This window comes from Pontibacter mangrovi, from assembly GCF_006385705.1.
Lineage (GTDB): Bacteria > Bacteroidota > Bacteroidia > Cytophagales > Hymenobacteraceae > Pontibacter > Pontibacter mangrovi.
In genome coordinates, this window is sequence record NZ_VFRQ01000018.1 from 20,171 (window position 1) to 32,278 (window position 12,108).

At 51.7% G+C, this 12,108-nt stretch carries 11 protein-coding genes; 3 read left to right on the forward strand and 8 right to left on the reverse strand.

All coding sequences use genetic code 11. The features are described from left to right. Nucleotide 1: 1 nt before the first annotated feature. The 4 genes from FJM65_RS20240 to FJM65_RS20255 all read right to left on the reverse strand — a co-directional run bounded on the left by FJM65_RS20240 (nucleotide 2) and on the right by FJM65_RS20255 (nucleotide 2,375). On the reverse strand, nucleotides 2-565 hold the full coding sequence (locus tag FJM65_RS20240; RefSeq protein ID WP_140624029.1) for a DinB family protein: 564 nt from the start codon (nucleotides 563-565) through the stop codon (nucleotides 2-4). Between the two features lie 60 nt (nucleotides 566-625). Beyond that, nucleotides 626-1,129, reverse strand: coding sequence for a Crp/Fnr family transcriptional regulator (locus FJM65_RS20245; protein ID WP_140624031.1), 504 nt, complete (start codon nucleotides 1,127-1,129; stop codon nucleotides 626-628). Between the two features lie 48 nt (nucleotides 1,130-1,177). Beyond that, the gene (locus FJM65_RS20250; RefSeq protein ID WP_140624032.1) at nucleotides 1,178-1,951 is read right to left on the reverse strand and encodes a hypothetical protein; all 774 of its coding nucleotides are present in this window, start codon (nucleotides 1,949-1,951) and stop codon (nucleotides 1,178-1,180) included. A gap of 136 nt (nucleotides 1,952-2,087) precedes the next feature. Beyond that, the gene (locus FJM65_RS20255) at nucleotides 2,088-2,375 is read right to left on the reverse strand and encodes an acylphosphatase (protein ID WP_140624034.1); all 288 of its coding nucleotides are present in this window, start codon (nucleotides 2,373-2,375) and stop codon (nucleotides 2,088-2,090) included. A 183-nt stretch (nucleotides 2,376-2,558) separates the two neighbouring features. Between FJM65_RS20255 and sdaAA the strand changes: the two genes are divergently transcribed. The 3 genes from sdaAA to FJM65_RS20270 all read left to right on the forward strand — a co-directional run bounded on the left by sdaAA (nucleotide 2,559) and on the right by FJM65_RS20270 (nucleotide 9,192). After that, nucleotides 2,559-3,464, forward strand: coding sequence for an L-serine ammonia-lyase, iron-sulfur-dependent, subunit alpha (sdaAA, locus tag FJM65_RS20260; RefSeq protein ID WP_140624036.1), 906 nt, complete (start codon nucleotides 2,559-2,561; stop codon nucleotides 3,462-3,464). Nucleotides 3,465-3,685: 221 nt separating this feature from the next. Beyond that, nucleotides 3,686-4,657, forward strand: coding sequence for a porphobilinogen synthase (hemB, locus tag FJM65_RS20265; RefSeq protein ID WP_181163816.1), 972 nt, complete (start codon nucleotides 3,686-3,688; stop codon nucleotides 4,655-4,657). Nucleotides 4,658-5,427: 770 nt separating this feature from the next. Next, complete coding sequence (locus tag FJM65_RS20270) at nucleotides 5,428-9,192, forward strand: S8 family serine peptidase (protein ID WP_140624041.1); 3,765 nt, start codon at nucleotides 5,428-5,430, stop codon at nucleotides 9,190-9,192. 320 nt (nucleotides 9,193-9,512) lie between these two features. On the opposite strand, the gene FJM65_RS20275 is transcribed toward FJM65_RS20270, so the two are convergent. The 4 genes from FJM65_RS20275 to FJM65_RS20290 form a co-directional block, all read right to left on the reverse strand. After that, nucleotides 9,513-10,313, reverse strand: a complete 801-nt coding sequence (locus FJM65_RS20275) for an SPFH domain-containing protein (protein WP_140624043.1) — start codon at nucleotides 10,311-10,313, stop codon at nucleotides 9,513-9,515. Nucleotides 10,314-10,315: 2 nt separating this feature from the next. After that, on the reverse strand, nucleotides 10,316-10,504 hold the full coding sequence (locus FJM65_RS20280) for a hypothetical protein (protein ID WP_140624045.1): 189 nt from the start codon (nucleotides 10,502-10,504) through the stop codon (nucleotides 10,316-10,318). A gap of 222 nt (nucleotides 10,505-10,726) precedes the next feature. After that, nucleotides 10,727-11,116 (reverse strand): hypothetical protein, encoded by a 390-nt coding sequence (locus FJM65_RS20285; protein ID WP_239023038.1) that lies wholly within the window; start codon nucleotides 11,114-11,116, stop codon nucleotides 10,727-10,729. An 85-nt stretch (nucleotides 11,117-11,201) separates the two neighbouring features. Beyond that, nucleotides 11,202-12,044, reverse strand: a complete 843-nt coding sequence (locus FJM65_RS20290; protein ID WP_140624047.1) for a hypothetical protein — start codon at nucleotides 12,042-12,044, stop codon at nucleotides 11,202-11,204. Nucleotides 12,045-12,108 lie beyond the last annotated feature (64 nt).

Sequence of the window (12,108 nt, forward strand, 5' to 3'; positions counted from 1 at the left end):
GCTAGGCTGCGGCCTGCTGCGTCAGTTGCTGCTTCACCCGCAAGGCCTGCTGCACGTGCCGCTCCTGGTGTGCCACCACAAAGGCCAATGTTTCGCCAATCCGCATGTTCAGTAGCTTAAAAAACTCCACCGGCACTGCCTTCTTGTTCAGTTTTGCCTGCTTTGCATCTTCCAGCATGTGCAGTAGCTCCTGTTGGTGCTGCAAAAACTCCTCGGTGGTGGCGCGTTTTAAGTGGCTGTCGTTCGGGTTCATATGCTTCACGGTTTTGTGCTTCTTCATGTTCTGCGGCCGCACCATGTCCACCGATTTTTTGCCCAGCCAGCTAAAAGTTATACTTGGCACACAGTTCTCGCATGGGTTCTGCGCAATGGCCTTGGCCAGGGCGGGGTTGTAGTAGCGGCTGTAGCGGTTCAGGTGCTCCAGGCACTCCAGCATGCTCCAGCTATCGGGAGTAGGTTTGTAGTTGAGGTCTACCAGGCTTAGAGAGGAAAATTCCTGCGCTACGGTTTTGCAGAGGTCTCTGGTGGTTTGCGAGAGTTGTTCCAGCGTTGTCATGGCTTTCATAGTTTTAGGTGGTACAGCACAAAGGTACAGTAGCTTATACCGCTAAAACCTTGACAGGGATCAAGAAATAAACCTCAATCTGCTCAGCGTTTCGGGCGACATGCGCAGATAGGAGGCAATATACTTTTTGGGGATGTGCTGGAACAGGTGCGGACTGCGCTGCAGGACGCGCTGCAACCGCTGCCCCGGCTCTGGCAGCAGTAAATCTACCTCACGCTCTATCTTGCCTACCAGTGCTTTCTCCAGCTGCTCGTACCAAAACCTTCTAATGTTGGGGCGCTCCTCCACCAGCTGCATAAAATTTGTTTTGCTGATGCCCAGCAGCTCGCTTTTGCGAAGGGCCTGTATGCAGTAATCGGAGGGTTTGCCGGCCACAAAAGAGGGAAAGGAGACCAGCAGCGTGTTTGGGTAACCAAAGCCCACACAAATCTCCTCGTCGGGCAGCGGGTAGTAAATGCGCAGCGCACCGCTTACCACAAAGTATAAGCCCTGCTCCACCTGCCCCTGCCGTATCAAAAAATCAAGCCTGTTTAGCTGCACCTGCCTCTGCCAACGCGCCTCCAAAGCGGCCGCGTGGGATCTGCTGGAGGAGGGGGCGGAGGGGCATGGAGTTTATAATGAATTAAGTACTTGCTCTTCCCTATCTATGTCTTCTTGGTCATAAGGCAAAGCTGTTGTAATCCTATCTTCAATAGCTGATCTCAACAGGGTTTTCTTCTCATGGATTACTTTTGCATAAATTTCTTTATGATGTTGTAGTTGCCGATGACTATACCAGTTATGTAGCTCTTCTACACGTAAAAAGTACCGATCAACTAATTTTTCAACGTCAATATTTTCCTGTTGATCATTTATAAAATCTTTTGCTTTTGCCTTCCAGTTACTGTCTTCGAACTCTAATGAAGACTTCTTTATATTGAAGGATGTAGTAGTAATTTTGCCATGGAACCTCTTTATCGAAACAATAGCTGGTAGTTTATCATGACTAATGAAGTTCCTGAGCCCTATTATAAAATGATGTTCGAGGTTGTTCCTGAATTCTTTATCTAGAAACTCTTCATATTCGATAAAAATTTTATCTGCTTGATTGTATAGTTTATCCCTATGGTTTCTTGTGTGAGGAACTAACGCCGCTGCAGCAGAGCAGAAGTTAAACAGCAAACGTGTTAACCTATCTTGAATTTCCCAACGTATCTCTTTACTCTCCCATAAGCTATTGTTAGAACTCATTAGATTATGTTCATCAAGAGCATTTCTTAAATCTTTGTAGTTGCCGCTAAAGATATTAAAGGAGCGTCTAATGCTTTCAATCTCTTTAATAAGGAGATAATCATCAGATTTCTTAAAGCTCTCTATTAAATGTAGAGATTGTGGAAAGTTAATCATATAGCGATTATTTGAAGCCAATATAAGCATTATATGATAACTTTTTAAAATTCTAATGTTTCCCTTAGCCTACACATTATCAACAAAAAAGCACAAGCGGACGCTTGCGCTAGTGTCACGTGGAAGAAAGATTCCCCTACCGCCGCTGCTCAAACTTCTCAAACCCCTCCAGGCTATCCTTCTCCTCTACCTCCACCTGCTTTACCTGCGCGCGGCGCGGGCCGTCTTGCGCCCATTGCTCCAGCTGCTTTAGCGCCTCGGGGCTTCCCTCTGCTTCTAAGTATACCGTGCCGTCCGGCTCGTTCTGCACAAAGCCGGTAAGGCCGAGTTCCTGCGCCTTTTCCTCTGTGCTGGCCCTGAAAAAGACCCCCTGCACTTTGCCGTGCACGCGCATAGCGACGCGTTTTTTACCGTTGTTTTCCATCGTTCAAGTATAAATCTGGCTGTAGCTTTCAGAAACGAGCGAGGCGGCCATAGGTTAGCGTGCTTATACTTTTAAAATACAGAACATTTCCGGGCTGCGCTTTTGTTATCTTTGAAACACGTATACTTGTACGTGAGGCCGGGCAACCGGCCTGCGCAACATAACCAGAAGGAATTAAGAGCAATGTCATTACTATTCACTGATTTTAAGAGCTGGCAAAAGCACTGCGCTGAAACCGGCGAACCATTATACCAGCCCGTGCTGGAGTACGAAATCGAGCAAAAGGGCCGCACAGAGGAGTTTATCTGGGAAAATATAGCCAAGGCTTACGACGTGATGAAGGACGCGGTGAAAACCGGCCTTACCGAAGACATGAAATCCCGCTCGGGCATGGTGAACAACGGCGCCAAGAAAGTGGCCAAGTCGCCGGTAACGGTGCTGTCGCCGGAGTTTAAGCTGCTGGTGTCGCGGGCGCTGGGGGCCAAGGAGGTGAACTCCTGCATGGGCCGTGTGGTAGCTGCGCCTACAGCCGGCGCATCGGGTATACTTCCGGGCACGCTTACCACGCTGCAGGAGCTGCACAACCTCGACGACAGAAAGATACACGAAGGGCTCTTGATAGCTGCGGGCATCGCCCTGATTATAGAGCAGAACGCCTCCCTGGCCGGTGCCGTAGGCGGTTGTCAGGCCGAAACAGGTAGTGCGGCCGCCATGGCGGCCGGTGCCATCGTATACTGCCTCGGCGGTGATGTGCCGCAGGTGTTTAATGCCGTGGCTATTACCATCCAGTGTATGCTGGGCCTGGTGTGCGACCCGGTGGCCGGACTGGTGGAAGTACCGTGCATTGTGCGTAACGCCAGCGCCAGCGCCATCGCCTTCTCCTCCGCACAGCTTGCCATTGCCGGCGTAGACCCGGTTATTCCGGTAGACCAATGCGTGGCAGCCCTTGGCGAAGTAGGCGAAAGCATGGAGCGCAAGTATAAAGAGACAGCCGAAGGAGGCCTGGCCAACACCCCGAAAGCCCGCGAGATAGAGAACTTCGTGCTGGTGCAGGACGTGGAGATTCTGCCGGATGAGGACGACCAGTAACCAGTGATGAAGGGGATTTAGCTGGTTTTAATTCTGTAGAGACGCAATACCTTGCGTCTCTTTTTTTTTGCAGGCTGCCATTACTGGTAATCAATTATACTTTTTATTCCCCTCCCGACAGATACCGGTACTATCCCCACAAACAAACAGCTTTTCTGCCATTTAAGCCGTACCTTTGCAGGAATGCAAAACAGAACGTTTTTCTGTAAAAATTTATAGTTATGATCAGAAGACCAAGACGCAACCGCCAGACGGAAGCCATACGTAACCTGGTGCAGGAAACAACACTGGACGTAAACGATTTTATACTTCCGCTTTTCGTTATCGAGGGGCAGAACCAAAAGGTAGAGGTGGCCTCTATGCCAGGCATCAACCGCTTTTCTATTGATACCCTACAAGAGGAGGTCGCCTCTTGCGTAGACCTGGGGATTAAAGCCTTCGCGCCGTTCCCAAGTATACCCGACCAACTCAAGGATAAGTATGCCACTGAGAGCCATAATTCAGAGGGTCTCTACGCCAGAGCCATCCGAGAGATCAAGAAGAACTTCCCGGACGTAGTGATTTTCTCAGACGTAGCCATGGACCCCTACAGCTCGGACGGCCACGACGGCATTGTGGAAAACGGCGAGATCCTGAACGATGAGACCCTGGAGGTGCTGGGTAAAATGGCCTTGGCGCAGGCGCAGGCCGGTGCCGATGTGGTGGCCCCGTCGGATATGATGGATGGCCGTGTAGCGCACCTGCGCCACGTGCTGGACGAGAACGGCTACCAGAAAGTAGGCATTATGAGCTACACCGCCAAGTATGCCAGCGCCTTCTATGGCCCGTTCCGCGATGCCCTGAGCTCCGCCCCTAAAAAAGGCGACAAGAAAACCTACCAAATGAACCCGGCCAACAGCCGCGAAGCCCTTTTAGAGGCCGAACTGGACATTGCCGAAGGCGCAGACTACCTGATGGTAAAACCTGCCCTGGCTTACCTCGACATTATCAAGTCGCTGCGCGAGAACTCGCACCTGCCTATTGCGGCTTACAACGTGAGCGGGGAGTATGCCATGGTGAAAGCCGCTGCCCAAAAAGGCTGGCTTGACGGCGAGAAGGCCATGCTGGAGAGCCTGCTAAGTATAAAGCGCGCCGGCGCCGACATCATTCTTACATACTTCGCAAAGGAGTTCGCAGAGCTTCAGAGACGATAACCAAGTATAAAACTTATACTGTAAGAAAGCGCGCTGGCAATAGCCGGGGCGCTTTTTTGTTTTGGAGGGGTTACCCCACTTTTAAGAAAAGGTGAAGGAGTTTCGCAGGCATAAACCCACCCCTAACCCCCAATGCCGTCAACTTAAGCGTTTAAGTTTGCCGTTGTTGCGTGTTCTCACCAACAACTAGCTGGTCAGAAGACACAGCAAGGGCGACTGTCATACTGGAGGCAACCCGAGATATTTCTTAAGTTGACGGCATTGCCCCTAACCCCTCCTTGTCTAAGGAGGGGAACTCTGTGTTAGCTGCGTCAGCTGCGGCTATCGAAAACTGATCCCAGCCTTTGGGTGGGGGTAGGGGCCCTCGAAAAAGAGCGCCTTGTGCATGTTGCGGTGCCGCGGATGCGGCAGCCGGAGCAGCGCGGAGGCAGCTTCAGGCACACAGCGCGATGCCCGAAGGCGAGGCCTCCCGGCCTCGGAGGGAGCCAAGTAAGCAATGCAACTGTAGGTATGTAAGACTGAGGATGAATGGCAGCTAAGAAGTATAGCTTAGTTCCTGCTGCAGGAAGCAGTGGCTAATGGGGGCACAAGCGGACGCTTGCGCCAGTGAAGGATTCGGCAGCAGGAAAGATGCAAACAAGCTCAGCAACACCTTTCAGGATCAAATCTAACAAACTCATACATAACACACCCTCTCCAGGAACCACTTTGGCTTTATCTTGCTTTTATAGTATCTTTAGAAAGGAACACATTTACCCTGCCATACCTATATGAAGAAGTTGAGCCTTTGGCTTGTTGCGCTTGGCCTGGCTACAGGCTCAGCGGCATTTGCGCAGCAACCTGCTTTCTCCCCTGATCATACCAACACGCAGGCGCTGCAGCGCATTGCCAAGTCTGCCGAAGCGAAGTACCGGGCAAACCGGGAAAAGGCCCTGGAGCTGGCAGAGAAGTATGGCTGGGTCATCGAGAGAATAGGTAAAGACGGGCGCGTAATCTCTTTGCAGGGCCTGGATGCCACCGGGCAGCCGGTTTACTATATCACGTATAACAACTCCAGCGCGGCTGCCACTACACGCACAGACCAACTCTGGAGCGGCGGCACCCTGGACCTTAGCCTGAATGGCAGCAGTAGCAGCGTCGCGAACAAACTGGCCCTGTGGGATGGGGGGCGGGTGCTGGCATCGCACCAGGAGCTGACAGGCCGCGTGGACCAGCGCGATAACCCCACCCAAACCAGCGAGCACTCCACCCACGTGGCCGGCACCATGATAGCCACCGGGCTTAACCCCCTGGCGCGCGGCATGGCCTTTGGGTATAAATCGCTGCTGGCCTATGACTTTAACAAAGATGGGGCAGAGATGGCCACTGCCGCCAAAGATCTGCTCCTCTCCAACCACTCTTACGGCAGCCTGGCGGGGTGGCATTTTAACTCCGACCGCAAAGGCACTGACGAGGACCCTTATTGGGAGTGGTGGGGCAACACCAGCATCAGCAAGAATGAAGACTATACCTTTGGCTACTACAACGACGAAGCCGCTAACTGGGACGACATCGCGTTTAACGCCCCGTACTACCTGATTGTGAAGTCGGCGGGCAATAACCGGGGCGAAACCGGTCCTGCCGTGGGCAAGCCATACTACCAGCGCACCAGCAACGGCAAGTTTGAGCTGGTAAAGTCGCGCCCGCAAACCCTGAGCAGCAACGATGCCTATGACGTGATCACGACCACGGGCACGGCCAAGAATATACTGACCGTAGGCGCTGTAAAAGCCATTGCAGATGGGTATAACCAGACGCAGGACGTGGTGATGACCGGCTTTAGCTCGTGGGGGCCTACGGATGATGGGCGCATTAAGCCGGATTTGGTGGGCGATGGGCAGGAAGTGCTCTCCACCTCCTCCGCCAACGACAGAAGCTACCAGGTGCAGAGCGGCACCTCTATGGCCGCCCCCAACGTGTCGGGGACGCTGCTGTTGCTGCAGGAGCACTTCTCCGGCCTCAACCAGGGCCGGTTTATGCGCGCCGCTACCCTCAAGGGCTTGGTGATCCATACCGCAGACGAGGCAGGCGACGCACCAGGGCCAGACTACCGCTATGGCTGGGGATTATTGAACGCCGAACGGGCCGCCACGCTCATCAGCAACTCCGACCAAACGCACCTGCTGCAGGAAAAAACGCTGGCACAAAACGAAGAACAAACCATAGAGGTGACCGCCTCCGGCAAAGGCCCCTTGCGAATTACCATATCCTGGACCGACCCGAAAGGAAAAGTAACCGCCGAAGGTGCCAACCCGCTGAACAACCGCAGCCCCAGACTGGTAAACGACCTGGACCTGCGCGTGGCGGGCAACGGCAAAAGCTATCTGCCCTGGGCTTTAGACCCTGCTGCACCAGCAGAGGCAGCCAAGCCAGGCGATAACGTGGTGGATAACGTGGAGCAGGTGCTGATTGCCGATGCCGTGCCCGGCACGAAGTATACGATCAAGGTAAAACATAAAGGAACGCTGCAGGAAGGGCCGCAAGCCTATACTTTGCTGGTAAGCGGCGCGGGCGGTACGGCAGTTTGCGCCAGCGCCCCCACATCCAGCCAAGGCACCCGCGTCAGCAAGTTTAGCTTTGGAGGTAAAAGTATGACCCTGGCGGATGACTGCAGCACTTACCGTAACCTGATGACCAACATTTTTGCTGTGGAGCCGAGCCAGGCAATTCCGCTTCAGTTGGAGTTGGGCAGCTGCGGCACGGCAACGGCCAGCGTGGCCAAAGTATACATCGACTGGAACGGGAACGGCAGCTTCGGCGATGCGGGAGAGGCAGTGGCTACATCCGGAGCGGTGAGCGGCAACTTTGCGGCAACCGTAAAAGCGCCGGACAACCTGACTGCCGGAGACAAGGTGCGTATGCGGGTGGTGGTGCAGGAAACCGCTGACGCCGCTGCTGTTAGTGCCTGCGGCAGCTATGCCCGCGGCGAAACGCAGGATTATCTGCTGCAATTCATAAAGCCCCAGCGGGATATTGCTTTGGAAAGTATACAGCCTGCGGGAGGTTCGGCCCTGTGTGCGAACCCTGCCCAGAAAGTAGTGGTAACGCTGCGCAACAGCGGCACCTCGGCACAACAGAATATACCGGTGGCTGTAAAGGTGCTTAAAAACGGGCAGGAGCAGCAAACGCTCACCGGAACCTTTGCCGGAACGCTGCCTCCTTTCGGACAGGCGGAACTGGTGCTGGAGGAGCCGTTTGCAACTGAGGCAGGCGCCACCTACGAGCTTTTAGCTACCTCAGAGCTTACCGGAGATGCCGTGGCGGGCAACAACCAGCGCAGCTATACTTTTGCCGTGGCAGCAGGAAACGAGCCCCCCGCCGATGCAGCGGCCTTCCGGTGCAGCGACAGCCCGGTTTATACGTTGTCGGCAGAGGGAGGCGGCGCGCCTTACTGGTATACTTCGCTTAGCGGCACTACCCCGATTGCGGCTGGCAACCAGGCGCAGGTGACCGCCGATAAGGCTGGCAGCACGCTTTTCGCAGCTTTTAATGATTTTTCGGCCACGGTTGGTCCTAAGGACAAGAATGTTTTTGCCGGAGGAGGGTATAACCAGTTTACGCCGGATGTGCAGATAACTACCAGCGCCCCAATGGTGCTGGAGCAGGCACGGCTATACATTGGCCACAGCGGAAAAATCACCTTTACAGTATATGATACCAACGGAGCACCGGTTTCATCCCGTACTCTTCCGGTTACAGCCACGCGCACCGAGCCCGGCGAGGGCGTGCAACCCGACGACCCAAACGATGAGGGACAGGTATACTACCTGGGGCTGCAGCTTCCGCAGGCCGGTATGTATAACATTGCTATTTCGTACGAGGGCGGTGCCACCATTTACCGCGACAATGAAAATGTAAAAGGCTACCCCTTTGGCGTCGATCAGGTTTTCACGATCAGTGGCAACACCGCCAGTGCCGAATGGGCAGGCTACTATTACTACTTCTACGACTTGAAAGTGCGCGCCCTGGGCTGCCCAAGCCCGCGGGTGGCCGTGGCCCTGAAAGAAGGCGTGCCGCTGGAGCAGCCGCGCATTACCCGGGAAGGAAAGGAACTGGTGTCGAGCCTGCCGGAGGGAAACCAGTGGTACCTGGACGGCCTGCCGCTGGAGGGAGCAGACGCCCGCCGCTTTACCCCAACCCTGAACGGACAGTATAGTGTCATGGCCTTTAAAAACGGCTGCGTGTCGCAGATGTCGCTGGCTTACAGGTATGAGGTGGAAAGCGCTACTCGCGATGTGGGGCCGGAACTGGTGGTTTTCCCGAACCCGAGCGGCGACGGCAAATTTAACTACACCGTAGAAACCACTGCCCCCGAAGACCTCACGCTGACGGTAGTAGATATGCTGGGAAACCTGTTGCATACGGCTTCGGTGCGGCAGATAAACGGGCAGTACAAAGGCATGATCGATCTATCTGGTCGGGCGAACGGGCTCTACCTGGTGCGCCTGCAGCACGGCGCTAAAGTATACACCCGCAAAGTGATGATCCGGAAATAAAGAAGCATACCTGTAGAACTCAAACCTCCTTGTTAAGAAGAGTAAAAAAAGCTTTCGGCCCGCCTCTGCCTGCCGCTGCCAGAATCAGTTGGCAGGGGCGCTCAAAGTTTCTAAATTCCCCTCCTCGGAGGGGCAAGGGGTGGGTTTATACTTCAGCTAGTGACAGCAGCGACTATAAAACTTATACTTCAGCCAAAGTAGCTAAAGATTCCCCTCCTTAGCTAAGGAGGGGCAGGGGTGGTTGGACAACAAGATGCTGAAAACAAAAAAGGCCGCCGGTTGTTCTTCCGGCGGCCCTTCTTTTATACTCAGTTATACTTTTACTGCACGTTCTTGAAGAAGGTGGGCGAGTTGCTGTAGAGCGGAGTTTTGCCGTCCCACTTCTCAATAAACTGCTGCTGTATGAGCAGCGGCGTGAGCGTGCGCTGGCGTAGTTCGTTGGCGCGGGCTTCGGCTTCGGCTTCCACTATTTTCTTGCGGGCCTGGGCTTCTGCTACTTTCAGCTCGTTCTCTACCTGCAGGGCCTGCTGCACGGCGCGGTTCTTCAGGTTCACGGCACGCACGATCTCGTCGGGGTACTGCAGGCCGCTGGTCATCTGCTCCAGCTCAAAGCCCTCTTTTCTTAAGGCATTATCAAGCGCGATCTGCACTTTGTCTTCAAAGCTCTGGCGGTTTGAGATGATGCTGTCGGTGCTATACTTGTTGAACTGGATGCGGAAGGCGTCGCGGGTGTAGTTGAACAGCGTGGTCTTGGTGATCAGCTCAATATCTTTGCGGTACTTGCTGAAGATCTTCGGGCTCTCGCCGGGGCTCACTCTAAACGAGATGGTCGGATCAACCGTGAAAACGGAGCCGTCTTTGGCGTTTACGGTAAAGGCCGGGTAATCCACCGTCTGCACGAAGGTCGGGAACTGGAACACCTCCTCGGTGAAAGGGTTGAACCACACGCGTCCTGTTACCAGGTTCACGTCCTGCACGCCTTTATCAGTGCCGTAGAGTTTCACCAAAATGCCCTCATGGCCTGCATCAATGCGGGTGCAGGATTTCATGGCGGTAATGGAGAACACAAGAATAAGTATGAAGCTGATGCTCCAGGTTAGGAGCTGACGGGCATTGTTCATGGTTAGGGTTTAAGTTTGTTGATGGAAAGACGGATAACGAAGAAATTGGCGATGACGAGCACCAGCAGCAGTCCTAAGCCGATAGCTACCTGCAGGTCGGAGGGCTGGCGTACCAGCGAAGCAATTTCTGTAAAGGTTAGAATATCGACCAGGAGCAGCAGGCCGAGCAAAATGACGTACGGGAATTTCATAATAAGTATATTATAAAGGCAATATACCGAAAACCTTTTGATCTTTCACTTCCTTAAAGCCGATTGGCCGGTAAAAAGTATGGGGAGCCAGTTTGTAAAGGCGAAAGTATAGATGTGAGTGTAAAGCCAGTTACAAACTGGCATCAAGTACGCTACATTTGCGCTGGCGCTAAACATGCGGCATTGACGGCAGCTTGCTTGTTACCCTCTGCCCACATCATCCTAACGATACTTACTTTTCAGATCAGGTGTAGTGAAGAAAACATACGCAAAAAGTATTGCAAAAACTGAGTAGATCAATGCTGCCACCCATAAGTAGCTCAGGCTTGTATCCTTTACTGCCAGCTTAGCCAATGCGAGTGCCCCGATAACAAAATGGGCCAGGTTGCCAAGCGCAACTGGCCTGCTGTAAATTCCGCCTATCAGATTTGCTTTAGCTGTCCAGTTGATCATGGCAAAGCCAAAGTATAAGGCTCCCAACACCTGCAAAACGACGGCAGCAGCTTCAGGTACCCCTAAACCGCTGGCAACTTCCTGCGGCAGAAAAGATAATACCAAGCCTGCCATACCCATGGTAACAGCACTTATGGTCATTAGTAGTTTTGTGTTCATGGTTTTGTGTTAGGTTGATTATGAATGGCCTTTGGAGGGGAAGTATGAGATGTATGCTAGGATTAGTGGGAGGTATCTATCAGAACTAATTAATTATTTCCTTAATTTCTTGTCTTGTAGATCTACTGTTAAGGACATTAATTTTAGGTGAAAGTTGTTTAAGCTTTGAAAGATGAAAGTTGCACTTCCAAAGAACTCGCCATTTAGCAAATTGCAAATCTTGTTTATCCTTTAGAAAGAGAGTTAATCTGACATAAAGCATTTCATAACCCATGTAAAGAGCAATAAAATAAGCGCAAGGTATGAAAGAAATTGAAAGGATTATTGGTAGCAAGAAGGTAGTCAAAGTTGAAGGATTAGCAAAGTCGTTTATATGGCTATATATGTCTATCAAAGAAATTACTATAATTGCTAATCCACCAATTGTTAATATCCATTCAATTCCAACTTTAACCTTTTGAGTTCGCTCTTCACGCTCAGCAATTAGCTTCATTCCTGTCAGAAAGGCTAATACTGGTAACATAACAAGTTCTGTAGTTAAGCTGAATTGGTGAAGGTTGATTATGAATTCGAAGACTAATAAAAGTTTTAAGTTGTCAAGGAGTAGCTTAGTGAAAAAGTTTTTTTCTTTTTCAGCTTTATTCAGTGAAAATAAAATAATGACGCCTGAACCGAAGAACCAGAGCAATGTATTTTTAAGAAGAGTTTGACTCCATAAATCAATCATTCTTAAAATATAAACTACTCCAACTGAGTATAGCATTGCAAGAAGGATAATAATTAGAATGGAAGGCTGAAAGAAAGCACGTAAGACTTTATATAGAGCTTTCCGTATTGATTGATCAAACAGGATGCTGATAGTAGCAACAAGAGTCCAAGCAATTAAGGCTAACTCTCTATTACTGAATATTTCTTGAAGCTTATACATTCATGTTATATTCTTAAGCTACTAAATTGAAAATGCACAACTATAAGATGTTACAAATGATCCT